The sequence below is a fragment of the Streptomyces sp. NPDC085932 genome (assembly GCF_044540525.1).
Classification (GTDB): Bacteria; Actinomycetota; Actinomycetes; order Streptomycetales; family Streptomycetaceae; genus Streptomyces; species Streptomyces levis.
Genome location: NZ_JBITSJ010000002.1, coordinates 1,319,926 through 1,344,891 on the forward strand (window position 1 = coordinate 1,319,926; position 24,966 = coordinate 1,344,891).

General features: G+C 72.1%; 20 protein-coding genes. 13 read left to right on the plus strand and 7 right to left on the minus strand.

Annotated features, from left to right (window positions below; translation table 11 throughout):
- Positions 1-113: 113 nt before the first annotated feature.
- The 4 genes from ACIGAQ_RS15085 to ACIGAQ_RS15100 all read right to left on the minus strand — a co-directional run bounded on the left by ACIGAQ_RS15085 (position 114) and on the right by ACIGAQ_RS15100 (position 3,730).
- On the minus strand, positions 114-1,022 hold the full coding sequence (locus tag ACIGAQ_RS15085) for a carbohydrate kinase (RefSeq protein WP_399782782.1): 909 nt from the start codon (positions 1,020-1,022) through the stop codon (positions 114-116).
- Entirely contained in the window at positions 1,019-2,056 is a 1,038-nt protein-coding gene (locus tag ACIGAQ_RS15090; RefSeq protein ID WP_399782784.1) for a LacI family DNA-binding transcriptional regulator, read from the minus strand. The genes ACIGAQ_RS15085 and ACIGAQ_RS15090 overlap by 4 nt, the downstream gene beginning before the upstream one ends.
- A 306-nt stretch (positions 2,057-2,362) precedes the next feature.
- Positions 2,363-3,319: a hypothetical protein gene (locus ACIGAQ_RS15095; RefSeq protein ID WP_399782786.1), complete on the minus strand. Its 957-nt coding sequence runs from the start codon at positions 3,317-3,319 to the stop codon at positions 2,363-2,365.
- Positions 3,320-3,577: 258 nt separating this feature from the next.
- Positions 3,578-3,730: a hypothetical protein gene (locus tag ACIGAQ_RS15100; protein WP_311683606.1), complete on the minus strand. Its 153-nt coding sequence runs from the start codon at positions 3,728-3,730 to the stop codon at positions 3,578-3,580.
- 262 nt (positions 3,731-3,992) lie between these two features.
- Between ACIGAQ_RS15100 and uvrC the strand changes: the two genes are divergently transcribed.
- The 12 genes from uvrC (at position 3,993) to pgi (ending at position 19,653) form a co-directional block, all read left to right on the plus strand.
- Positions 3,993-6,149, plus strand: a complete 2,157-nt coding sequence (uvrC, locus tag ACIGAQ_RS15105) for an excinuclease ABC subunit UvrC (protein WP_399782789.1) — start codon at positions 3,993-3,995, stop codon at positions 6,147-6,149.
- Positions 6,146-7,105, plus strand: coding sequence for an RNase adapter RapZ (gene rapZ / locus ACIGAQ_RS15110; protein WP_362280793.1), 960 nt, complete (start codon positions 6,146-6,148; stop codon positions 7,103-7,105). The genes uvrC and rapZ overlap by 4 nt, the downstream gene beginning before the upstream one ends.
- Positions 7,102-8,181, plus strand: a complete 1,080-nt coding sequence (gene yvcK, locus ACIGAQ_RS15115; RefSeq protein WP_311683612.1) for a uridine diphosphate-N-acetylglucosamine-binding protein YvcK — start codon at positions 7,102-7,104, stop codon at positions 8,179-8,181. Before rapZ ends, yvcK begins: the two co-directional genes overlap by 4 nt.
- Positions 8,172-9,161, plus strand: coding sequence for a DNA-binding protein WhiA (gene whiA, locus ACIGAQ_RS15120; protein WP_399782794.1), 990 nt, complete (start codon positions 8,172-8,174; stop codon positions 9,159-9,161). Before yvcK ends, whiA begins: the two co-directional genes overlap by 10 nt.
- Before the next feature lie 156 nt (positions 9,162-9,317).
- Positions 9,318-12,272, plus strand: a complete 2,955-nt coding sequence (locus ACIGAQ_RS15125) for a M14 family zinc carboxypeptidase (RefSeq protein ID WP_399782797.1) — start codon at positions 9,318-9,320, stop codon at positions 12,270-12,272.
- Positions 12,273-12,517: 245 nt separating this feature from the next.
- Positions 12,518-13,525: a type I glyceraldehyde-3-phosphate dehydrogenase gene (gene gap / locus ACIGAQ_RS15130; protein ID WP_010039682.1), complete on the plus strand. Its 1,008-nt coding sequence runs from the start codon at positions 12,518-12,520 to the stop codon at positions 13,523-13,525.
- 138 nt (positions 13,526-13,663) lie between these two features.
- Positions 13,664-14,875: a phosphoglycerate kinase gene (locus ACIGAQ_RS15135; protein WP_362280801.1), complete on the plus strand. Its 1,212-nt coding sequence runs from the start codon at positions 13,664-13,666 to the stop codon at positions 14,873-14,875.
- Positions 14,876-14,881: 6 nt separating this feature from the next.
- A complete protein-coding gene (gene tpiA / locus ACIGAQ_RS15140; RefSeq protein ID WP_362280804.1) occupies positions 14,882-15,658 on the plus strand; it encodes a triose-phosphate isomerase in 777 nt (258 codons plus the stop codon).
- Between the two features lie 101 nt (positions 15,659-15,759).
- Positions 15,760-15,990, plus strand: coding sequence for a preprotein translocase subunit SecG (gene secG, locus ACIGAQ_RS15145; protein ID WP_009300451.1), 231 nt, complete (start codon positions 15,760-15,762; stop codon positions 15,988-15,990).
- Positions 15,991-16,197: 207 nt separating this feature from the next.
- Positions 16,198-16,533 (plus strand): RNA polymerase-binding protein RbpA, encoded by a 336-nt coding sequence (locus ACIGAQ_RS15150; protein WP_003957010.1) that lies wholly within the window; start codon positions 16,198-16,200, stop codon positions 16,531-16,533.
- Between the two features lie 119 nt (positions 16,534-16,652).
- The gene (locus ACIGAQ_RS15155) at positions 16,653-17,921 is read left to right on the plus strand and encodes an MFS transporter (RefSeq protein ID WP_399782801.1); all 1,269 of its coding nucleotides are present in this window, start codon (positions 16,653-16,655) and stop codon (positions 17,919-17,921) included.
- Between the two features lie 76 nt (positions 17,922-17,997).
- Positions 17,998-19,653, plus strand: a complete 1,656-nt coding sequence (pgi, locus tag ACIGAQ_RS15160; protein ID WP_399782804.1) for a glucose-6-phosphate isomerase — start codon at positions 17,998-18,000, stop codon at positions 19,651-19,653.
- Positions 19,654-19,853: 200 nt separating this feature from the next.
- Here pgi and ACIGAQ_RS15165 read toward each other — a convergent pair whose 3' ends face one another.
- From ACIGAQ_RS15165 to ACIGAQ_RS15175, 3 genes are all read right to left on the minus strand, one after another.
- Positions 19,854-22,136, minus strand: coding sequence for an ABC transporter permease (locus ACIGAQ_RS15165; RefSeq protein ID WP_311683626.1), 2,283 nt, complete (start codon positions 22,134-22,136; stop codon positions 19,854-19,856).
- A 66-nt stretch (positions 22,137-22,202) separates the two neighbouring features.
- Positions 22,203-22,958, minus strand: a complete 756-nt coding sequence (locus ACIGAQ_RS15170; RefSeq protein WP_399782808.1) for an ABC transporter ATP-binding protein — start codon at positions 22,956-22,958, stop codon at positions 22,203-22,205.
- Positions 22,955-23,470, minus strand: coding sequence for a PadR family transcriptional regulator (locus ACIGAQ_RS15175; protein ID WP_399782811.1), 516 nt, complete (start codon positions 23,468-23,470; stop codon positions 22,955-22,957). The genes ACIGAQ_RS15170 and ACIGAQ_RS15175 overlap by 4 nt, the downstream gene beginning before the upstream one ends.
- Before the next feature lie 122 nt (positions 23,471-23,592).
- Here ACIGAQ_RS15175 and ACIGAQ_RS15180 point away from each other — a divergent pair, with 122 nt between their 5' ends.
- Positions 23,593-24,864 carry an ABC transporter substrate-binding protein gene (locus ACIGAQ_RS15180; RefSeq protein ID WP_399782813.1) on the plus strand — a complete coding sequence of 424 codons (1,272 nt, stop codon included), beginning with the start codon at positions 23,593-23,595 and terminating at the stop codon, positions 24,862-24,864.
- Positions 24,865-24,966: the final 102 nt, after the last annotated feature.

The following is a 24,966-nucleotide window of genomic DNA, read 5'->3' on the forward strand; positions in this document are numbered from 1 at the left end:
CCCCGAGTCGGCCCGGACGCGGCACCTCGGCCGGTGCGGGTCAGGCAGGGTTCCGCAGTGCTCACCGAGTGCCGGGGAGCGGCGCGAGGCCTCTTCGGCGAGGGCGGCCGGAGTCAGTCGTCCAGCTCGTGCGCGTACGGTGGCTCCGCCCCCGCGCGCGAGCACGTCACCGCCGCCGCCCGCGCCGCGAAGCCCAGCAGCTCCGACCAGCCGTCCGGCCCCAGCGCCGCCAGCGCCGGGCCGCTCAGCGCGTCCCGTACCGTGAGCCCGTGCAGCAGGGCCGCGTTCACGGTGTCGCCCGCGCCGATCGTGTCCACGACCTCCACCCGCTCGCCCGGCACGGAGTACGTGCCGCCGTCCGCCGTGAACGCGGTCAGCCCGTCGCCGCCACGGGTGATCACGACCGCCGCCGGACCGGCCGCGAGCCACTCCCGGGGCGTGCCGCCGAGCCACCGGGCGTCCTCCTCGGACAGCTTCAGCAGCGTCACCGACGGAAGCCAGCTCTTGAACCGCGCCCGGTAGGCGTCCGCGTCGGGGATCAGACCGGCCCGGATGTTCGGGTCGAGCGCGGTGAACACGCCCTGGGCGGCCGCCGCCCGCATCAGCTCCTCGTACGCGCTCGCCCCCGGCTCCAGCACCAGCGAACAGGTGCCGAAGGAGACCGCTCGGGTGCCGTCCGGCAGCGCGGAAGGTGCCGCGAACAGCCGGTCCGCCGTCCCCTCGACGTAGAAGGAGTACGCCGCCGAGCCGTCCGCGCCGACCGTGGCGACGGCCAGCGTCGTGGGCTCGGTGCCGCGCTGCACCGTCGACACGTCCACCCCGGTCTCGCGCAGCCGGTCCAGCAGGGCCTCCCCGAACGCGTCGGACGACACCCGGGAGCAGAAGGCGGCGGGGGAGCCGAGGCGGCCCAGGGCCACCGCCGTGTTGTAGGGGCCGCCGCCGAGCGCCGGCTGCAGTGCCGTCAGGGCACCCGTGCCCCGCGGTACCAGGTCGATCAGTGCCTCACCGGCGACGACGATCACGACGGGGTTCCTTCCTCGGACGGGCAGCCGCACGACGTGCGGTGGACGAAGGCGCAGGGCAGCCGCAGCGTCCGGGCCGGCCGGTCCGGCTCGGCGAGCCGCTCCAGGAGCACGCGCACGGCCCGGGCACCGATGTCCTTGCTGGGCTGGGCGATCGCGGTGAGCCGGGGCGAGAACAGATCCGCCCAGGCGAAGTCGTCGAAGCAGCACAGCGCGATGTCGTCCGGCACGGACAGACGGTGGGCGCGCAGGGCCCGCAGCGCTCCGATGGTCATCGCGTTGTTGCCGGTGATCAGCGCGGTGGGCGGCACGGCCTGCGACAGCAGGGCGGAGACGGCCACCTCGGCGCCGGCCGACTCCGAGTCGCCGTGCACCAGGAACCGCTCGTCGTACGGCAGCCCCGCGAACGCGAGGCCGCTGCGGTAGCCCATGATCCGCTCGGTCGTGGTGCTGAGCCCGGGCAGTCCCGCCACCATCCCGATCCGCCGGTGTCCGAGCCCGGCCAGATGGGCGACCAGCCGGGACGTCGGTTCGGCACTGTCCGCGCACACCTGGTCGAACCGCGGGCCGCCGTCCCTCTCCGGGGCTTTCACCAGCCGGTCGAGAAAGACGGCGGGCACGTCGTGCCGCTCCAGGTAGGAGAGCAGCCCGCGCGGGTCGGCGGAGGGGGCGACGATCATGCCGTCCACCCGGCGCTCGTGCAGCAACTGGACCACCTTGCGCTCGTGCCCGGGGTCGTCGTGCGGATCGGCGAGCAGCAGGCTGTAGCCGGCGTCCAGCGCGGCGGCCTCGACGCCCTGGAGGATCTCCGTGAAGTACGGGTTGCTGATCGCCGACACCGCCAGTCCGATGGACCGGGTGCGGGACGTCACCAGGGCGCGGGCCAGGGTGTTGGTGGTGTAACCGAGCTCCTCGACGGCGTCCAGGACGGCCTGGCGGGTGTGCGGCAGCACGGGCCGGGTGCCGTTGAGCACGTGCGAGACGGTCGCCACGGAGACGCCGGCGCTCCGCGCGACGTCGGCCATCGTGGGCATGCCGTGCGCCTCCTCGGTGGGGTCCGGTCCTCGGTCGTTCCAGGCGGGGAACGTACCGCATTCCGCGGCGCACGTAAACGTTTGCGCAAGCGTTTACGTGCGGCCTGATGGACCGACGTGCCCGCTCCACGACATGCCTCGCCGCCCGGTCCGTCGCCGTAAGCGTTTGCGCAAGCGCTTACGCCCCCCCGACACCCCCTCACGGCCACGGCGGCCACCCCCTCCGCGCCAGCGCCCGCACGGCGGCCTCGCGCCCCGCACGACGGCCTCGCGCCCCCAGGGCCCCTGTCCCGCCCCCGCCCGCGCCTACACCCCCGGTTCCCAGTCCCAGCCGATCCCGAGGAACCCCGCCCGCACCCGGGGCTCGACCAGATGCACCGACCGGTGCCGGCCGCTCATCGTCAGGTCCTGGCACCCGCTGCGGGGCGCCGCCGCGGTGTGCTGGGCGAACCGGTGGCAGCGCAGCGGGAGGGCCGTGGCGTCGAAGGAGACCTGGAGCGCGTACTGGCCACCGGGGGAGTCGAAGCCGCGGACGTACTCGCGCGAGACGCCGGCGGTGCCGTCCTCCACGCCGTAGCGGAACAGGAACGTGTCCCCGGCCCGCAGCCGGGTGTCGAAGAGCAGCTCGGCGGCGAGCACCCCCGTGTCGCTGTGCCAACGGACCCGTCCGGTACGGCAGTTCTCCAGCGCGTGCACCCGCATGCGCTCCGGCACGGCCCCCCGCTCCCCGTGGTGGACGGCGACGAAGCGGTCGACGCCGTCGCGGTGGGCGCGCACGATGTGGTGTGACTCGCGTTCGGCCAGTTCGCGGTGCGCCCCGATGCGCAGCCGCTCGTGGTGCCCGAGGGTGTGCAGGCCGCCGTCCGGAGGGCACTCCAGCTCGGCCAGCAGCTGGTCCAGGACCCCGGAGGCCTCGACGAGGGAACGGTAGGAGCGGGCCGCGGACCGCTGTCCGGACAGGCCGTCGCCGGACGCGGCGAGCAGCCGGATCAGCGACTCCTCGGGGAGCTGCAGGATCTCCTCCAGTGCGCGGACGGCCCGCAGCGACTCGGGCCGCTGCGGACGCCGTGCCCCCTGCTGCCAGTAACTGAGGCTCGTCACGCCGACCTTCACCCCGTGGCGGGACAGATGGTGCTGCACCCGCTGCAGCGGCAGCCCGCGGGCGGCGATCGCGGCCCGCAGGGCGACGTGGAAGGGGCCGCCTCGCAGGGCCGAGTCCAGTTCGGCGGTGACGACGTCCGCGTGCTGTGGCGCGTGCGGCATGCAGGGGCCTCTCTGTGAGTCGGCGGACGGCTGGTCAGACCGTTCGCGCGGGCCGCCCGGGGCCGTCCCGCCGGCGCCGGGCGGGTCTTCACATCCGTACGCCGTCGTTCAGGGTCCCGAGTTCCCCCGCATTGAAGCGTGTTGACCTGGTCCCGACAACACCTGATGCCGGACAGTGATGTACACCCGGCCGCACGCGTCCGGACATGCGAACGCCCGGGGCGAGGCGCCCCGGGCGTTCTCGGTGGACGACGGCCTCTAGGAGCGGTCGCCGCCGCCCCGCTCCTCCAGCGAGAGGCGCTTGGCCCTCACTATGTCGGCGTCACGCGGGTCCAGGAGGTCGCGCAGCCCGAACGTCTCGTCCGCGTGCCGGCGGGCACGGACCGTCCGCCGGGTTTTCTCGATCCGCATCCGCTTCATCTGCGCAGCCCTCCGACCCGTGGCCCGAGCCGCTCCGTGGGGGAGCGGCCGGTCCGCACCGACAATCCGTGCTCGCACCGGCACGGCCCGGCGTCGCCGGACGCCGCCGTGTCCCGTGGGAAGCCTGCATTCCCGCTCCCGGCCTGCCGTAACCCCGTGGCGGCACATGCCGTGGAAAATCGCCGCCCGCCCGGACCGTGATCACACCTGCCGTCCGCTCGGACTGTCGGTGCTCGCCAGTAGGGTGTGAGACATGGCCGACCCTTCCAGCTACCGCCCCAAACCGGGCGAGATCCCCGACTCTCCGGGGGTCTACAGGTTCCGTGACGAGCACCGCCGGGTGATCTATGTCGGGAAGGCGAAAAGCCTGCGCCAGCGCCTGGCGAACTACTTCCAGGACCTGGCGGGCCTGCACCCGCGCACCCGCTCCATGGTCACCACGGCCGCGTCCGTGGAGTGGACGGTGGTGTCCACGGAGGTCGAGGCGCTCCAGCTGGAGTACTCCTGGATCAAGGAGTACGACCCCCGGTTCAACGTCAAGTACCGCGACGACAAGAGCTACCCGTACCTCGCGGTGACGATGAACGAGGAGTACCCGCGCGTGCAGGTGATGCGCGGTCACAAGAAGAAGGGCGTGCGCTACTTCGGGCCGTACGCGCACGCGTGGGCGATCCGCGACACGGTCGACCTCCTCCTGCGCGTCTTCCCGGTGCGCACGTGTTCGGCGGGCGTGTTCAAGAACGCCGCCCGCACCGGCCGCCCCTGCCTCCTCGGCTACATCGGCAAGTGCTCGGCCCCTTGCGTGGACCGCGTCTCCGCCGAGGAGCACCGTGAACTGGCCGAGGAGTTCTGCGACTTCATGACCGGCCGCACGAGCACGTACATCCGCCGCCTGGAGCGGCAGATGGGCGAGGCGGCCGAGGAGATGGAGTACGAGCGGGCGGCTCGCCTGCGCGACGACATCGGGGCCCTGAAGAAGGCCATGGAGAAGAACGCGGTCGTGCTCGCCGACGCGACCGACGCCGACCTGATCGCGGTCGCCGAGGACGAGCTGGAGGCGGCCGTCCAGATCTTCCACGTGCGGGGCGGACGCGTCCGGGGCCAGCGCGGCTGGGTCACCGACAAGGTGGAGGAGATCACCACCGGCGCCCTGGTCGAGCACGCCCTGCAGCAGCTGTACGGGGAGGAGACGGGCGACGCCGTCCCCAAGGAGGTCCTCGTCCCGGCCCTGCCCGACCCCGTCGAGCCCATCCAGGAGTGGCTCGCCGGGCGGCGCGGCTCCGGCGTCTCCCTGCGGATCCCGCAGCGCGGCGACAAGAAGGCGCTGATGGAGACCGTGCAGCGCAACGCCCAGCAGGCGCTCGTGCTGCACAAGACCAAGCGCGCCTCCGACCTCACCACACGCTCGCGCGCGCTGGAGGAGATCGCCGACGCCCTCGACCTCGACAGCGCCCCGCTGCGGATCGAGTGCTACGACATCTCCCACCTCCAGGGCGACGACGTCGTGGCGTCCATGGTCGTCTTCGAGGACGGGCTCGCCCGCAAGAGCGAGTACCGCCGCTTCCAGATCAAGGGCTTCGCGGGGCAGGACGACGTCCGCTCCATGCACGAGGTGATCACCCGCCGCTTCCGTCGCTACCTCGCCGAGAAGGAGAAGACGGGCGAGTGGACCGACGGGGAGAACGGCCGGGGCGCGGAGAACGGCCAGGGCGGCGAGGGCACCCTCGCCGGCCCGGACGCCCTCATGGGCCCGGAGACACCGGCCGGTCCCGACGTCCTCACCGCCTCGGGCGCCCCGGTCGGTCCGGGCGGCCTCACGGAGGACGACGGCCGCCCCAGGAAGTTCGCCTACCCGCCGCAGCTCGTGGTGGTCGACGGCGGCGCCCCGCAGGTCGCCGCGGCCCGCCGGGCCCTGGACGAGCTGGGCATCGACGACATCGCCGTCTGCGGCCTCGCCAAGCGCCTGGAGGAGGTCTGGCTGCCCGGCGACGACGACCCGGTGATCCTGCCCCGCACCAGCGAGGGCCTCTACATGCTCCAGCGGGTCCGCGACGAGGCCCACCGCTTCGCGATCACCTACCAGCGCGCCAAGCGCTCCAAGCGCTTCCGTTCCAGCCCCCTGGACGACGTCCCCGGCCTCGGCGACACGCGCAAGCAGGCACTCCTGAAGCACTTCGGTTCGTTGAAGAGACTGCGATCCGCCACCATCGACCAGATCTGCGAGGTCCCCGGCATAGGCCGCAAGACGGCGGAGACGATCGTCGTGGCCCTGGCCCGCTCGGCCCCGGCCGCACCCGCCGTCAACACCGCGACTGGAGAGATCATGGAAGAGGAACCCGGCACCATGGGTTCCGGCGGCGAGCCCGTACGGACGGGCGCACCGGACGAACGACGGGGGCAGGAGACATGAATGTGAACGAGCACCACGGGCAGCAAGCACAGACCGCAGCGGGAGCACAGGTGAGCACGGGCACGGCGAACGACAAGGCCCCGGTCCCGGACGCGGCCATCCCCGAGCTGGTGATCATCTCCGGCATGTCCGGGGCGGGCCGCTCGACGGCCGCGAAGTGCCTGGAGGACCTCGGCTGGTTCGTCGTGGACAACCTGCCGCCCGCGCTGATCCCCACCATGGTGGAGCTCGGCGCCCGCTCCCAGGGCAACGTGGCCCGGATCGCCGTCGTCGTCGACGTCCGCGGCCGCCGGTTCTTCGACAACCTCCGCGAGTCCCTCGCCGACCTGGAGGCGAAGAACGTCACCCGGCGGATCGTCTTCCTGGAGTCCTCCGACGAGGCCCTGGTGCGCCGCTTCGAGTCGGTGCGCCGCCCGCACCCCCTCCAGGGCGACGGCCGCATCGTCGACGGCATCGACGCCGAGCGCGAGCTGCTGCGCGAGCTGCGCGGCGACGCCGACTTGGTGATCGACACCTCCAGCCTGAACGTGCACGAGCTGCGCGCCAAGATGGACGCCCAGTTCGCCGGCGAGGAGGAGCCGGAGCTGCGGGCGACGGTGATGTCGTTCGGCTACAAGTACGGCCTGCCGGTCGACGCCGATCTCGTGGTCGACTGCCGCTTCCTGCCGAACCCGCACTGGGTCCCGGAGCTGCGCCCGTACACGGGCCTCAACGAGGAGGTGTCGGGGTACGTCTTCAACCAGCCCGGCGCCAAGGAGTTCCTCGACCGGTACACCGAGCTGCTCCAGCTCGTCGCCACCGGCTACCGCCGCGAGGGCAAGCGCTACGTGACCATCGCCGTGGGCTGTACGGGCGGCAAGCACCGCTCGGTCGCCATGTCGGAGAAGCTCGCCGCCCGGCTCGCCGCCGAGGGCGTGGAGACGGTGGTCGTACACCGGGACATGGGACGCGAATGACACGACGTACTCCGCGGCTGAGCCGGCTGCGCCGGGTGGTGCCCGAGGGCAACACCGGAGGCAAGGGCGCCCGGACCGCCGAGGCCCGGGGCGGCCGGCCGCGCCGCCGCGGCACCCAGCCCAAGGTCGTCGCCCTCGGCGGCGGCATGGGCCTGTCCGCCTCGCTCGCCGCTCTGCGCCGGATCACCGGCGACCTCACCGCCGTCGTCACCGTTGCCGACGACGGCGGCTCCAGCGGCCGCCTGCGCGACGAGCTGGGCGTGCTGCCGCCCGGCGACCTGCGCAAGGCGCTGGCCGCCCTGTGCGGTGACGACGACTGGGGTCAGACCTGGGCCCGGGTCATCCAGCACCGCTTCCAGTCGCAGGGCGACCTGCACGAGCACGCGGTCGGCAACCTGCTGATCGTCGCCCTGTGGGAGCAGCTCGGCGACCACGTCCAGGCCCTCGACCTGGTCGGACGCCTGCTCGGCGCCCAGGGCCGGGTGCTGCCCATGTCGGCCGTGCCGCTGGAGCTGCAGGCCCTGGTCAGGGGCCACGACCCGGAGCGCCCGGACGAGGTCGACACGGTCCGCGGCCAGGCCACGGTGGCCCTCACCCCGGGCGAGGTGCAGTCCGTGCACCTGGTGCCCTGCGACCCGCCGGCCGTGCCCGAGGCGGTCGAGGCCGTCCTGGACGCCGACTGGGTGGTGCTCGGCCCCGGCTCCTGGTTCTCCTCGGTCATCCCGCACCTGCTGGTGCCCGAGCTGCTGGACGCGCTCACGCAGACCAAGGCCCGCCGGGTACTCTCGCTGAACCTCGCCCCGCAGCCCGGAGAAACCGAGGGCTTCTCCCCGCAGCGTCATTTGGAGGTTTTGGGACGACACGCCCCTAAACTCGCCCTGGACGTGGTGCTGGCCGACGAGGCCGCCGTGCCCGACCGGGACTCCCTGACCGATGCCGCCAAGCGGTTCGGGGCCGCGGTCGAGCTGGCGCCGGTGGCCCGGCCCGACGGCACCCCGAGGCACGACCCGGAGCTGTTGGCCGCCGCGTACGACCGTATTTTTCGGATGCATGGAAGGATCGGCCCATGGCGATGACGGCAGCGGTGAAGGACGAGATCTCCCGGCTCCCCGTCACCCGGACCTGCTGCAGAAAGGCGGAGGTCTCCGCCATTCTGCGGTTCGCCGGCGGCCTCCACCTGGTGAGCGGTCGGATCGTGATCGAGGCGGAGCTGGACACCGCGATGGCGGCCCGCCGCCTCAAGCGGGACATTCTGGAGATCTTCGGCCACAGTTCCGAGCTGATCGTGATGGCCCCGGGCGGGCTGCGCCGGGGCTCGCGCTACGTGGTGCGGGTGGTCGCCGGCGGCGACCAGCTGGCCCGCCAGACCGGTCTGGTCGACGGGCGGGGCCGCCCGATCCGCGGCCTGCCCCCGCAGGTGGTCTCGGGGGCCACCTGCGACGCCGAGGCCGCCTGGCGCGGTGCGTTCCTGGCCCACGGCTCGCTCACCGAGCCCGGCCGTTCCTCCTCCCTGGAGGTGACCTGCCCGGGTCCCGAGGCGGCGCTCGCCCTGGTCGGCGCCGCCCGCCGGCTGTCGATCGCGGCGAAGGCCCGCGAGGTGCGCGGGGTGGACCGGGTCGTCGTCCGTGACGGTGACGCGATCGGCGCGCTGCTGACGCGCCTGGGCGCCCACGAGTCGGTGCTGGCCTGGGAGGAGCGCCGGATGCGCCGCGAGGTGCGCGCCACGGCGAACCGGCTGGCGAACTTCGACGACGCCAACCTGCGCCGCTCGGCCCGCGCCGCCGTCGCCGCCGGTGCCCGGGTGCAGCGGGCGCTGGAGATCCTCGGCGAGGACGTGCCCGAGCACCTCGCCGCGGCCGGCCGGCTGCGCATGGAGCACAAGCAGGCCTCCCTGGAGGAGCTGGGCGCGCTCGCCGACCCGCCGCTCACCAAGGACGCGGTCGCCGGCCGGATCCGCCGCCTGCTGGCCATGGCCGACAAGCGCGCCTCCGACCTCGGCATCCCGGGCACGGAGGCCAACCTCGGCGAGGAGCTCGCCGACAACCTCGTGGGCTGACTTCGGCCCACGGAGTGTCAAGAAGCCGGTGCCGGCCGCCACTTGGGTGGTCGTCACCGGCTTTCGCGTGTCGTTGGGGCACCCTTGACTCGATCATGGACTGTCATGAGCCTGGCATCTGTTCGCTGCTGTGGCGGACCCACGCTAGGGGGGTTCATGAGACGAAGAGCGAGATCGATCCTCGCTGTCGGCGCGCTCCTGATCGGCGGAGCGAGCATCGCACCCATCGCCCAGGCACAACCGGGGAGTTCGAACCCGACCGACCCGGACGAAGTCAAGGTCTTCCGCGCCGACGTCACCCAAAAGCAGGTACCCCTGCTGCTGGCGGCCGGCCAGGACGGCCACGAGCTCAGTGAACGGGTGCCCGAGAAGGGCACCGCGACCGTCGAGGTCTACCTGACCGCCCGTCAGGCGAAGAAGCTGGAGAAGCAGGGCGTCGACCTCGCCGAACACACCCTCTCCACCCGCGCGGACGCCCGCGTCGAGGCCGCCGCCGAGGGCGTGTTCCGCCCGTACAGCGGGCAGGGCGGACTGAAGGAGGAGATCCTCAGGGCCGCGCAGGAGAACCCGGACCTCACCAAGGTCGTCTCCATCGGCAAGACCGTGAAGGGCCAGGACATCCTCGCCCTGAAGCTCACCAAGGGCGCGAAGAAGAGCAAGGACGGCTCCAAGCCCGCCGTCCTCTACATGTCCAACCAGCACGCGCGCGAGTGGATCACGCCGGAGATGACCCGGCGCCTGATGCACCACTACCTGGACAACTACCGCAAGGACCGGCGCGTCAAGAAGATCGTCGACGGCACCGAACTGTGGTTCCTGATCTCGGCCAACCCCGACGGCTACGACTTCACCCACGCCGCCGACGCCAACCGCATGTGGCGCAAGAACCTCCGGGACGTCAACGGCGACGGCGCCATCACCACCGGCGACGGTGTCGACCTCAACCGCAACTTCGCCTACAAGTGGGGCTACGACAACGAGGGCTCGTCCCCCAACCCCACCAGTGAGACCTACCGCGGCGCCGGCCCGAACTCCGAGCCGGAGACCCAGGCCCTGGACGCCTTCCAGAAGCGCATCGGCTTCACGTACGGCATCAACTACCACTCCGCCGCCGAACTGATCCTCTACGGAGTCGGCTGGCAGGTGGCCACCAACACCCCGGACGACGTCGCGTACAAGGCGCTCGCCGGCACGCCCGAGAACCCCGCGGTCCCGGGCTACCACCCGCAGGTCTCCTCCGAGCTGTACACCACCAACGGCGAGGCCGACGGCCACGCGGCGAACGTCAACGGGCTGGCCATGTTCACCCCGGAGATGTCGACCTGCCAGACCGTCTCCAACCTGGACCCCGACGACGAGTGGAAGGCCTCCGACTGCCGTTCGGTCTTCACCTTCCCGGACGACGAGAAGCTCATCCAGCAGGAGTTCGCCAAGAACGTCCCCTTCGCGCTCTCCGTCGCCGAGTCCGCCGCCCACCCCGACCGGCCGAAGTCGTCGGTGGGGCTGAGCGCCGCCGACTTCACCCCGGCCGCGTTCCCGACGTCGTACTCGCGCGGCGCCGACCAGGAGGTCTCCGTCGTCGCGCGGAAGGCACTGCGCGACAAGGAACTGAGGTACCGCGTCAACGGCGGCCGCACCCACGACATGGCGCTGAGGCCCTGGAAGGGCGGCGAGACCTACGGCGGCGAGGACAACCTCTTCTTCGACGAGTACCGGGCGAAGGTCAAGGACGGCGAACCCGGCGACAAGGTCGAGGTGTGGTTCACCGCCGAGACCCGCAACGGCAAGAAGGTCTCCAGCGAGCGCTTCACCTACACCGTCGCCGAGCGGCCCCGGGCGAACACCCTCGTCGTCGCCGAGGAGGGCGCGACCGCCACACAGGCGCAGACGTACGTGGACGCGCTCAAGGCGAGTGGCCGCAAGGCGGCCGTCTGGGACGTCGCCCAGCGCGGAGCGCCGGACGCCCTGGGCGTGCTGAGCCACTTCGACACCGTCGTCCACTACACGGGCGCGAGCGTCCCCGGCAACGCCACCCAGCTGCAGCTGCGGGCCTTCCTCAACGAGGGCGGCCGGCTCATCGAGGCCGGTGAGCAGGCCGGCGGCAGCGTCGACCTCGGCGGCGGCGCCCTTTCGGACGACTTCAGCCAGTACTACCTGGGCGCGTACAGCCGCACCTCGGCCGGTGGAGCCACCGGGTTCACCGGCGCGGGTGAGCTGCGCGGCTTCACGGGCCCGCTCGCCGCCGCACCGGGCAACCCGCTGGACAAGGCGGGGCGGTACGGCGTCACTTCCGACGAGCTGCCCGCCGAGGAGTTCCCGCGGTTCGCGAGCAAGGGCGCCGGCCAGTTCGCCGGGGCCGTCAACCCCTACGGCCCGTACGCCGGCTCCTCGATGGCCGCGGCCGTCCACACCGACGACGGCTACAAGCGCCTCATGCGCACCGTGGACCTCACCGGAGTCACGGCGGCCGAGCAGCCCACGCTGCGCACCCGGCTGATGTGGGACACCGAGCCCGGCTACGACAACGTCCTGATCGAGGCCCACACCGCCGGTACCGACGACTGGACGACCCTGCCCGAGAAGGGCGGCGCGACGAAGGCGACCGTGCCGACGGAGTGCGAGGGCGGCTTCTACGTCCGCGAGCACCCCTGGCTGACGCACTACCTGACCCAGTCCGACGACGGCTGCACGGCCACCGGCAGCACCGGCGCGTGGCACAGCCTCACCGGCAGCTCCGGCGGCTGGGAGCAGGTGGAATTCGACCTGAGCGCCTACGCGGGCCGGACGGTCGAGGTCGCGATCAGCTACGTCACCGACCCGGGCACCGGCGGCCACGGCGTCCTGGCCGACGAGGCCTCGCTCGTCGTGGGCGGCACGGTCAGGGAGACCGAGGGCTTCGAGACCTCGCTGGGCGCCTGGAAGGTCGCCGGACCGCCCGCCGGCAGCCCGGCCGTCACCAAGGACTGGACCCGCACCGGAGCGCTGTTCCAGACCTACGGCGCGGTCACCACGGACGACACCGTGCTGCTGGGCTTCGGCCTGGAGCACATCGCCACCGCCGCCGACCGGGCGGCCCTGATGAGAAAGGCGCTCGCCTCCCTCGACGTGTGACCTCCCCCGAAGGGGGAACTCCGCGATCGACCGGCACCACTCCGAGTAGCGGGATCGGGTGATCCTCCCGCTCGGGGTCGGGCGGTCCGTACCCCTACTGGCCGGTACGGACCGCCCTGCCGTGTATGAGGCATCTGGATGTCACCACCGGGGCCTCAGGGAGGTAGGGTCGGAGGCGGTCGGGGACATCCCAAACAGAGCTCGCCGGCTCTTCATGGCCGGCGTACCAACGAGGAGATCGGTTCGTGACGATCCGCGTAGGCATCAACGGCTTCGGCCGCATCGGTCGTAACTACTTCCGCGCGCTGCTGGAGCAGGGTGCAGACATCGAGATCGTGGCTGTCAACGACCTGGGTGACACCGCGACCACCGCTCACCTGCTGAAGTACGACACCATCCTCGGCCGCCTCAAGCAGGAGGTCTCGCACACCGAGGACACCATCACCGTCGGCGACAAGACCATCAAGGTCCTCGCCGAGCGCAACCCCGCCGACATCCCGTGGGGCGAACTGGGTGTCGACATCGTCATCGAGTCGACCGGCATCTTCACCAAGAAGGCCGACGCCGAGAAGCACATCGCCGGCGGCGCCAAGAAGGTCCTCATCTCGGCCCCGGCCAAGGACGAGGACGTCACCATCGTGATGGGCGTCAACCAGGACACGTACGACCCGGCGAACCACCACGTCATCTCCAACGCCTCCTGCACCACCAACTGCGTGGCGCCGATGGCCAAGGTCCTCGACGAGAACTTCGGCATCGTCAAGGGCCTGATGACGACGGTGCACGCGTACACGAACGACCAGCGCATCCTGGACTTCCCGCACAAGGACCTGCGCCGCGCGCGTGCCGCCGCCGAGAACATCATCCCGACCACGACCGGTGCCGCCAAGGCCACCGCGCTGGTCCTGCCCCAGCTGAAGGGCAAGCTGGACGGCATGGCCATGCGCGTCCCGGTCCCCACCGGCTCGGTCACCGACCTGGTCCTGGAGCTGGGCCGCGAGGTCACCAAGGAAGAGGTCAACGCCGCCTTCCAGAAGGCGGCCGAGGGCGAGCTGAAGGGCATCCTCGAGTACACGGAGGACCCGATCGTCTCGTCCGACATCGTCAACGCCCCGGCGTCCTGCACCTTCGACTCCTCCCTGACCATGGTCCAGGAGGGCAAGAACGTGAAGGTCATCGGCTGGTACGACAACGAGTGGGGCTACTCCAACCGCCTCGTCGACCTCACGGTCTTCGTCGGCAACCAGCTCTGATCGAATAGAGCAGGCCTCATGTGAGGGCAGGGCTCGGGCAGCGCGTGACCGCGCGGTCCGAGCCCTGACTCACGTACAGAACCGACCTGTTCGATCACGATCGCTTCCGAGCGAACACGAGCACTTGCAGGAGTCCCCATGAAGACGATCGACGAACTCCTCGCCGGAGGAGTCGCGGGCAAGCGGGTCTTCGTCCGCGCCGACCTGAACGTGCCGCTGGACGGCACGACCATCACCGACGACGGCCGTATCCGCGCCGTGCTGCCCACCGTCAAGGCCCTCGCCGAGGCGGGCGCCCGCGTGGTCGTCGCCTCGCACCTGGGCCGCCCCAAGGGCGCCCCGGACCCGGCCTTCTCCCTCGCTCCCGCCGCCGCCCGCCTCGGGGAACTCCTCGGCGCCGACGTGGCGTTCGCGACCGACACGGTCGGCGAGTCGGCCCGGTCCACCGTCGCCGGGCTCACGGACGGCCGGGTCGCCGTCATCGAGAACCTCCGTTTCAACGCCGGCGAGACGAGCAAGGACGACGCCGAGCGCGCCGCCTTCGCCGACCAGCTCGCCGCCCTCGCGGACGTCTACGTCGGTGACGGCTTCGGCGCGGTGCACCGCAAGCACGCCAGCGTCTACGACCTCCCGGCCCGGCTGCCGCACCACGCCGGCTACCTCATCGCCACCGAGGTCGGCGTCCTGCGCAAGCTCACCGACGACGTCAAGCGGCCCTACGCCGTCGTCCTGGGCGGCGCCAAGGTCTCCGACAAGCTCGCCGTCATCGACCAGCTGCTCGGCAAGGCCGACCGGCTGCTCATCGGCGGCGGCATGGTCTTCACCTTCCTCAAGGCCAAGGGCCACGAGATCGGCTCGTCCCTGGTCCAGGAGGACCAGCTCCCGGTCGTCCGGGAGTACATCGAGCGTGCCGAGAAGAACGGTGTCGAGCTGGTCCTGCCCGTGGACGTCGTGGTCGCGCCGGAGTTCCCGGACCTCAAGACCAAGGCCCCGGGCCGGCCCAGCACGGTCGCCGCGGAGTCCATGCCGGCCGGCCAGATGGGCCTGGACATCGGCCCCGAGTCCCGCAAGCTGTACGCCTCGAAGATCGCCGACGCCGCCACCGTCTTCTGGAACGGCCCCATGGGCGTCTTCGAGCACCCCGATTTCGCCGAGGGCACCAAGGCGGTCGCCCAGGCCCTCCTCGACTCCCAGGCCTTCACGGTGGTCGGTGGTGGCGACTCCGCCGCCGCCGTCCGCATCCTGGGCTTCGACGAGAACGCATTCGGCCACATCTCGACCGGTGGCGGCGCCTCCCTCGAATACCTCGAGGGCAAGACGCTCCCCGGCCTCGCCGCACTGGAGGACTGACCCTTTATGAGCACGCGCACGCCGCTGATGGCGGGCAACTGGAAGATGAACCTCAACCACCTCGAGGCCATCGCGCACGTCCAGAAGCTCGCCTTCGCCCTGGCCGACAAGGACTACGAGGCCGTCGAGGTCGCCGTCCTGCCGCCCTTCACCGACCTGCGCTCCGTGCAGACCCTGGTCGACGGCGACAAGCTCAAGATCAAGTACGGCGCCCAGGACATCTCGGCCCACGACGGCGGCGCCTTCACCGGCGAGATCTCCGGCCCGATGCTGGCCAAGCTGAAGTGCACGTACGTCGCCATCGGCCACAGCGAGCGCCGCCAGTACCACGGCGAGACCGACGAACTGGTGAACGCCAAGGTCAAGGCCGCCTACAAGCACGGCCTCACCCCGATCCTGTGCGTCGGCGAGGAGCTGGAGGTCCGCGAGGCGGGCAACCACGTCTCCCACACCCTCGCCCAGGTCGAGGGCGGTCTGAAGGACCTGCCCGCCGAGCAGGCCGAGACCGTCGTGATCGCCTACGAGCCCGTCTGGGCCATCGGCACCGGCAAGGTCTGCGGTGCCGAGGACGCGCAGGAGGTCTGCGCCGCCATCCGCGGCAAGATCGCCGAGCTGTACACCCAGGAGCTGGCCGACAAGGTCCGCATCCAGTACGGCGGCTCCGTGAAGTCCGGCAACGTCGCGGAGATCATGGCGCAGGCCGACATCGACGGCGCCCTGGTCGGCGGCGCCTCCCTGGACGCCGACGAGTTCGTCAAGATCGTGCGCTTCCGCGACCAGTGAGTATGCGCTAACGGCGATTCGTCGTACCCTTGCGGGGTCCAGCGCCGTGCTGGGCCCCGCGTCGTCCATCCGAGTCCGAGGAAGTTGGTCCAGCCGTGGTTTTGGGGTTCTCGATCGCCCTGATCGTCTTCAGCCTGCTGCTGATGCTGCTGGTGCTGATGCACAAGGGGAAGGGCGGCGGCCTCTCCGACATGTTCGGTGGCGGCATGCAGTCCTCCGTCGGCGGCTCCTCGGTCGCCGAACGCAACCTCGACCGGATCACCGTCGTGGTCGGTCTGCTGTGGTTCGCGTGCATTGTCGTGCTCGGCATCCTGATGAAGGTGAACAACTGACCGAGCCGCAATCGCACGGAACCCGTACGTAAGGCCCCATGTTCGGTACGCGCAGCTGAGCGCGGCCTATCATGGGGCTTGCGTCTAGGTGTGAGGGTTGTAACTCCAATCACTGGACGCGCGTTGGGCCTTACGTAGACTGAGGCGCTCGCGGCGAAGCGGAACGCCGACTCGCTTCGCGGCACCATCACGCAGGGAGTTACGACCGTGGCAAGTGGCAACGCGATCCGGGGGAGCCGGGTCGGGGCGGGGCCGATGGGCGAGGCCGAGCGCGGCGAGTCCGCGCCGCGGCTGCGCATCTCCTTCTGGTGCTCCAACGGACACGAGACCCAGCCGAGCTTCGCCAGCGACGCGCAGGTGCCCGACACCTGGGACTGCCCGCGCTGTGGCTTCCCGGCCGGCCAGGACCGGGACAACCCGCCGGACCCGCCGCGCACCGAGCCCTACAAGACGCACCTGGCGTACGTGCGGGAGCGGCGCAGCGACGCGGACGGCGAGGCGATCCTCGCCGAGGCGCTCGCCAAACTGCGGGGCGAGATCTAGGAGTCGAACCGGCCGGGCACCAGCGGGTGCCCGGCCGGAGCTGCTTTCCCGCTCCGCCGCCGGCCGATTGTCAGTGGTGCCCTCTACGGTTTGTGCATCGGGCGAACTGAGGGGGAGCGGTGGCGACGGTCGAGGTGCGGGGAGTGCGCGCGCCCGCGTGGCGCGGGGGGTTCGGACGGCTGTGGAGCGCCGCCGTGCTGTCCAGCTTCGGCGACGCCCTGCGCACGGCCGCGCTGCCCCTGCTCGCCGTCACGCTGACCGACGAGCCGCTGCTCATCGCCTCGGTCACGGCCTGCGGCTATCTGCCCTGGATCGTCTTCGGTCTGCTCGGCGGGGCCGTCGCCGACCGCGTCGACCAGCGGCGTGCCATGTGGCTCGTGGACGCCGTGCGCGGGCTGCTCGTCGGCGCCTTCGCGGTGGCCGTCGCCCTCGGCCACGCGTCGATCGGCCTGCTCCTCGTGCTGGCCTTCGCCCTCACCACGCTCCAGACCCTCTTCGACAACGCCGCCACGGCACTGCTGCCCGCCCTGGTCGACCACGACGCGCTGGGCAGTGCCAACGCCCGGCTGCTGACCGGCCAGCGCATCGCCGGCGGTCTGCTCGGCGCCCCGGCCGTGCCGCTGCTGCTGATGGCCGGGGCGGCCGTGCCCTTCGCCGCCGACGCCGTGACGTTCCTCGTGGCCGCCGCGCTGATCGCCTCCCTGCCCGCCGCCGCGGCCGAGCGGAAGCCGAGACCGGCGGGCAGCACCCTGCGCCGCGAGATCGCCGAAGGGCTGCGCACGCTGGCGCGTGACAAGGCCCTGCGCGGCCTCTGCGCCGCCACCGCGCTGTGCAACATCGGCATGGGAGCCCTCGTCGCCACCCTCGTCGTCCTCGTGACCGGCTGGCTGGATGCCGGGAACGCCGGATACGCGGCCGCGATGACCGCGTACACGACCGGCAGCCTGGCCGGGGGAGTGGCGGGCGGCCGGCTCGTCGCCCGCTTCGGACGGCTGCGCACGGTGCTCGTCGCCGGCGCGGCGCAGACGGGCGCGCTCCTGGTCATGGGGTCCGTGCGCAGCATGATCGCGCTGACGGCCGCCCTGGCCCTCTTCGGATTCATGGGCATGGTGTGGAACGTCAACACCACGACGCTGATGCAGCAGCGCAGCCCCGCCGGGATGCTGGGCCGCGTCAGCTCCGCCTACCGGACGCTCGCCGTCGCCGGCGCGCCCCTGGGCGCCCTGCTGGGCGGCGCCGTCGCCACCGCCCGGGGCGAGAACACCCCGGCCCTGCTCGCGGCCGCCTTCTTCGTCCTGTCCGTCCTCGCGCTGATACCCGGGAGCCGCCGGGACGTACCTGTTGTCGTGCCGGACGACGGTGGGACGACAGGTCACGGCAACCGCTGATCAATTAGGTTGGGACCGGCAGCGGGGCAGGTACGCAGCAGCACACGCAGGACAGGAAAGAAGGCTGAAGTCCGAGATGAACGCAGACGGCCGTACCAGGCTCAACCAGACGTCCGAGTGGACCGCGCTGGCCAAGCACCGCGAGGAGCTGGGCGAGGTCCGGCTGCGCGAACTGTTCGCCGCCGATCCCGGCCGCGGCAGCGCGTACACCCTCCGGGTCGGGGACCTGTACGTCGACTACTCCAAGCACCTGGTCACCGACGACACCTTGCGCCTGCTGCGCGAACTGGCGGCCGCCACCGACGTGTTCGGGCTGCGGGACGCCATGTTCCGCGGCGAGCGGATCAACACCACCGAGAACCGGGCCGTGCTGCACACCGCGCTGCGGGCCCCGCGGGACGCGGTGGTCGAGGTCGACGGGGAGAACGTCGTGCCGGGCGTGCACGCCGTGCTCGACAGGATGGCCGCCTTCGCCGACCGGGTCCGCTCGGGCGAGTGGACCGGCCACACCGGCAAGCGCATCCGCAACGTGGTCAACATCGGCATCGGCGGCTCCGACCTGGGCCCCGCGATGGCCTACGAGGTGCTGCGCGCCTTCACGGACCGCTCGCTGACGGTGCGTTTCGTGTCGAACGTCGACGGAGCGGATCTGCACGAGGCGATCCGGGACCTCGATCCGGCGGAGACGCTGTTCATCGTCGCGTCGAAGACCTTCACCACCATCGAGACGGTCACCAACGCCACGTCCGCGCGCGCCTGGCTGCTGGCGGGGCTCGGCGGTGACGAGAAGGCGGTGGCCCGGCACTTCGTGGCGCTGTCGACCAACGCCGAGAAGGTCTCCGAGTTCGGCATCGACACGGCCAACATGTTCGAGTTCTGGGACTGGGTCGGCGGGCGCTACTCGTACGACTCCGCGATCGGCCTGTCCCTGATGATCGCGATCGGCCCGGACCGCTTCCGGGAGATGCTCGACGGCTTCCGCATCGTCGACGAGCACTTCCGGACCGCGCCCCCCGAGTCGAACGTGCCGCTGCTGCTGGGCCTGCTGGGCATCTGGTACGGCAACTTCCACGACGCCCAGTCGCACGCCGTCCTGCCCTACAGCCACTACCTGTCCAAGTTCACCGCCTACCTCCAGCAGCTCGACATGGAGTCCAACGGCAAGTACGTCGGCCGGGACGGCCGTGAGGTGGAGTGGCAGACCGGGCCGGTGGTGTGGGGCACGCCGGGCACCAACGGGCAGCACGCCTACTACCAGTTGATCCACCAGGGCACCAAGCTCATCCCGGCGGACTTCATCGGCTTCGCCCGGCCCGTCGCCGAGCTGAGCGACCGGCTCAAGGCGCAGCACGACCTGCTCATGGCCAACTTCTTCGCGCAGACGCAGGCGCTCGCCTTCGGCAAGACGCCGGAGGAGGTGCGCGGTGAGGGAGTGCCGGAGGAGCTGGTGCCGCACAAGACGTTCCGCGGCAACCACCCCACGACGACGATCCTGGCGCCGGAGCTGACGCCGTCGGTCCTCGGCCAGCTCGTCGCCCTCTACGAGCACAAGGTGTTCGTGCAGGGCGCGGTGTGGAACATCGACTCCTTCGACCAGTGGGGCGTCGAACTCGGCAAGGTCCTCGCCAAGCGCGTCGAGCCCGCGCTGACCGAGGGAGCGGACGTCCCCGGTCTCGACCCGTCCACGGCCGCGCTGGTCGCGACCTACCGGGAGCTGCGGGGCCGGAAGTAGGGCCATCGGTTCCGGGATGCCGCGGCCGCACTGCCGTGTCCTCGCGCTGTGCGGCCGACACGGCCGCACCGCAGGGCGTCCCGCGCGGGACGGCCTCGGCCGGCGGCGGACGCGGTCGTCCGAAGGCGCCGCTCCGGACCGCTCCGGCCGGCCCTGCCATCCCCTGCCGCCTCGGCGGCCGGGGCCGGGGCCGGGGCAGGTCAGGCCACCGCGCTGAGCGTGTCCGCGAGGCGGCGGCGGGCCGCCCGGGCCGCGGGGACGGCGGCCAGGGCGGCGGCGCAGAGCACCGCGGCCGCCCCGAGCAGCAGCATCAGTACGGCCGACGGGCCCCGGGCGATCCCGGCGCCGATGCCGCTGGAGCGGCCCTGCGCGTCGATCAGCCAGTGGGCGAGCGGCAACCCCAGCGCGGAGGCGGCGAGTACGGCCGCGAGGGCCGTGAGGCCGGTCGCGGTGACGGTGATCGCTGTGATCTGCCGGGGGGAGAGGCCGATGGCCTTCAGGGCGAGCAGATCCCGCTCGCCCTCGCGGACGGTGCCGCCGATCGCGGTGAGCAGTTCGATCAGCCCGATCAGGGCCAGGACGGCGATCAGCCCGGCGACCACCGCGCGCAGGGGCGAGAGGCCGTCGGCGGGGTTGGTCACGGTGTGCACGTCGAGATGGCCGCGCCCGGCCGTGGTCAGCCGGTCGGCGACCTGCCCGGGGTCGGCGCCGGGTGCCAGCCGGAGCTCGTAGAGGGTCGGGCGCAGGCCGGGGTCGTTGTCGCGGAGGGTGTCGAGGGACGTGGAGATGACCCGGCCCGCGTTCTCCGGCTCGATGCTGCGGCCCACGATGTGCAGGATCTGCGGCTGGTCGCCGACGGTCATGCGGACCCAGTCGCCGACGCGCACGTCCAGCAGGTCGAGCAGCCCCTGCCCGGCCACGGCCTCGTCGGCGCCGCGGGCGGCGCGGCCCTCGGCGAGGGTGTACGGGTAGGGCTCCTGGCGGGTGCCCAGGCCGCGCAGGGCGATGGTCGCCGTCTGGCCGGGGACCAGCGCGGCCGTCTCGACGCCGGGGTAGGCGGCGGCCACCTCCGGGTCGCGTTCCAGCAGGGAGCGGGCCTGCCGCTCGCTCAGGCCCGCGTCGGCGCGGACGCTGAGCGTGGTGGGCAGGCCGACCTGCTCGGGCTCGCTGTGGAACCGGTCGATGGTCGTCCAGGCGCTCATCGCCACGACGATCAGCAGCAGCGGCAGGGTGAGGCGGGCGACGGTGGCCAGGGACCGGGGCCGGCGGGTGAACGCCTTGTGCCAGCCCAGCACCAGCGCGGGCGGGACCCGCACCCCGAGGGCCCGGCGCGCCACACCCGACAGCCGCCCGCCCGGGGTCGCGGCGGGCCGCGGCACCGGCACCGGAGGCACCCGCCCGGCCCGCCACGCGGCGAGCCCGGTGGTGGCGCCGATGAACAGCACCGCGCCGGCCGGGATCACGAGCAGGGCCACGGTGTGCCCGGGCAGGCCCTGCCACACACCGACCGCGTCCCCGAGCCGCCCCGGTATCCGACTGCCCAGCGCCTCGGCGAGCCCGGCGGCGGCCACGGCGCCCAGCAGGGCGTAGGCCAGGTGCTGGAGCAGGAAGATCCGGACCACCTGGCCGGGGGTGAAGCCGATCGCCTTCAGGACGGACAAGTCGCGCAGATGGCCCCGGATGCGGGTGCCGATCGCGCCGTGCACGGCGAGTCCGGCGGCGACCAGCGCGCCCAGCCCGAACAGGCCCAGCACCTGGCCGAGCAGCCGGTTGTCGCCCTGCGCCTCGGCCCGGGCCTGCTGCCAGGTGGAGACCTCCCCGATGGCCCCGGCGCCCAGCACGGTCACGGCACGCTGCACGACGTAGGACGTGTCCTCGGGGTCCGTCAGCCGCAGTCCGATCACCTGGCCGCCGGGGTCGGGCACGGCCTGCGGCAGCGCCCACACCAGGCCCGGCTGCTCCCCGGGCCGGTAGCGCGGCTCGGCGCTGTCGGCGACGCCGACGACGGTCAGCCGGCGCGCGGTGCCGGGCACGGTGAGGGTGTCGCCGGGCTGGGCGAGCAGGGCGCGCGCCAGGCGGCTCTCCAGGACCACGCCGTTCGGGGTGGCGGGGTCGAGCCAGTGGCCGGAGACCAGGGGCGGGCGGCCGACGGACGGGCGTTCCGCGGTGGCGCGCAGCTCCACGGAGGCGCGGCTGCCGCGTGAGGAGACGGTGGTCGCGGCGGTGGGGTAGGGACCGGCGACCTCGTCGACGCCGTCCAGCGCCGTCAGCTCGCCGGTGTCGGCGGCGGTGTCGGTGTGCAGCCACACGTGCGCGCCGTGCGACTGCGTGAAGACCCGCTGCCAGGGGTTGGTCGCGTACCCGAACAGGGCCGTGGCCAGCAGCAGGGAGGCGACGATGCCCGCGGTGGCGAGCACGAGGAACAGCGCCTCGCCGCGGTGCGTGCGCAGATCGGAGTGGGCCCAGCGCAGGGTGGCTCGCATACGGGTCAGCCCTTCCGGGGACCGTCGTACACGTCGTACACGTCGTACACGTCGTACACGCGCATCTCAGTCCTTCAGCTCCAGCACGCCGGATATGCCGGCGCGGCGGGGCGGGGTGCCGCCGTCGAGGGTGGCGTCGTCGGCGATGCGCCCGTCGAAGAAGCTGATCACCCGGTCCCCGGCGCTGGCCAGCCGGGCGTCGTGCGTGACCAGCAGGATCGTCTGGCCGCGCTGGTGGAAGCGGGACAGCAGCCGCATCACCTCGCGGGTGCCCTTGCTGTCGAGGCTGCCCGCGGGCTCGTCGGCCAGCAACAGCGGAGGGTGGTTGACCAGGGCCCGGGCCAGGGCCACGCGCTGCTGCTCGCCGCCGGACAGCTCGCCCGGCATGCTGCGCTCCTTGCCGGTCAGACCCAGCTCGGCCAGGAGCTGTTCCCGCTCGGCCCGGGCCCGCTTCGGCGCCACCCCGGCGAGCAGGGCGGGCAGCTCCACGTTGTCCGCGACGGAGAGATTCGACACGAGGTTGAAGAACTGGAAGACGATCCCGATCCGCTTGCGGCGCTCCACCGCCCAGCGGGCCTCGCTGTAGGTGTCGGTGGACTCGCCGTCCAGGTGGATGCTGCCGGCGTCCGGGCGCTGGAGCCCGCCGAGCAGGTGCAGCAGCGTCGACTTGCCGGCGCCGGACGGGCCGGTGATCGCCACGAACTCGCCCCGGCGGACGCACAGGTCGACCCCGCGCACGGCGTGGGCGGGCGCGCCCTCGCCGTGATGGGTCTTCACCAGCCCCTCGGCGCGCAGCACAGGAGCGGGACGGTCGTCGCTCACTCCAGCTCCTCCAGCTCTTCCTGGCACCGCTCCAGCCAGTCGAGGTCGGCCTGCAGGTGCAGCATCGCGCCCTCGATCAGCAGGTGGGCGATGCGGTTGTCGCGGTCTTCGGCGGCGGCCAGCTTCGACATCTGCCGCATGGTGTTCAGGTACTGGCGCCGCTGCTGGTTGATCAGGGCGATCTGGTCGGCGAGGCCGGTCTGCGGGGCGAGCGCCAGTTTCATGAAGAACTCGTCCCGTACCCGCGGCTCGTCCTCGGGCTCCTCGAACCAGGCGCGCAGCGCCTCCCGCCCGGCTTCGGTGAGGTGGTAGACCTTTTTGTTGGGCCGGCTGGACTGCGCCACGTCCTCGCCCTCGATCAGTCCCGACTTCTCGAGGCGGCCGAGGGTCACATAGATCTGGCCGACGTTCGGCTGAGGGTACGCGGAGCCCAGCAGTTGCTCAAGGTCCTGCTTGAGCTCGTAGCCGTGGGCGGGTCCGCGGGCGAGGAGTGCCAGGAGGGGCAGGCGCACGCGTGCAGTCCTCCTGTCCGGTCCAATGTGCTCCAGGCCCTAGTATCGCCCATACCTAACAGGTATACATGGCCTCTGTTCCGGGCAAGGGTGCCCGTCGCCGGGTGTACAGGGAGGAACCTATGCGGTGGATCCATGCCGCGGGTAGGGGCCTTCTGGTTCTCGTGGTGGTTCTGACCGGGTACGTCGCCGCCGGGGCGCAGGCCGGCGAGCCTCCCGCCGGCGGCCGCGGACCGCTCACCCTGGCGACCGCCGGGGACCTCACCGGCTATCTCGGCCCCCTGCTGGAGGGCTGGAACCGCGCTCACCCGGGCGAGAAGGTCACGCTCGTGGAGCTGCCCGACTCGGCCGACGAGACCCGGGCGCAGATGGCCACCGACCTGCGCGACGGCGACCGCAGCCGGTTCGACGTGCTCAACATCGACGTCAACTGGACCTCGGAGTTCGCAGCGGCGGGCTGGATCCGGCCCCTGCCCCGCGACCGCTTCCCGCTGAAGTCCTTCCTCCAGCCCGTCGTGGACACGGCGACCTACGACGGACAGCTCTACGCGGTCCCGTACGTCACCAACGCCGGGCTGCTCCTGTACCGCAAGGACGTCCTCGCGAAGGAGGGCGTCGAGCCGCCGCGCACCTGGGCGGAGCTGGAGCGGTACGCGAGGACCATCGCCCCGAAGTACGGCCTGGACGGGTACGCCGGGCAGTTCCTGCCCTACGAGGGCCTGACGGTCAACGCGGCCGAGGCGGTCTACTCGGCGGGCGGCTCGATCCTCGGCGACGAGGGCGAGCGCGTCACCGTCGACTCGGCGGCGGCCCGTGAGGGCATCGGCTTCCTGGCGCGCGGGGTGCGCGAGGGCTGGATCCCCAGACAGGCCCTGACGTACAAGGAGGAGGAGTCCAAGCAGGCCTTCCAGGACGGCCGGCTGCTCTTCCTGCGGAACTGGCCCTACGCCTACGTCGGTGCCTCCGCCCCCGGCTCGAAGGTCGCCGGCGACGTCGGTGCCGTACCGCTGCCGGGGCCGGACGGGCCGGGGACCAGTGTGCTCGGCGGATCCAACCTGGCCGTGAGCGCGCACGCCCGGCACCCCGACTCCGCGGCCCGGCTGATCGCCTACCTCACCAGTGCGCCCGTGCAGCGCCAGGTCCTCACGCGCGGCGCGCTGCCGCCCGTGCGGGCCGCTCTGTACGCGGACCCGGAGCTGATCAGCCGGTTCCCGTATCTGCCGACCCTGCGCCAGAGCGTGCTGGCGGCGGAGCCGCGCCCCAAGAGCCCCCGCTACGACCAGGTCAGCCTGGTGGTGCAGGCGGTCGTGCGCGACGCGATGGCCGGGCGGCAGACGCCCGAGGCGGCGGTGCGCCGGCTGGCGCGTGAACTGGCGGTCATCTCCAACCGCTAGTTACATGTTAGGTAACGAGGGCATCTCAACTGGCTTCGGTGTGTCCGATTATGCCCCTGTTTGCAAGCTCAACTGGCCGGTAGCTTCTGTTCTTTTCGTTGA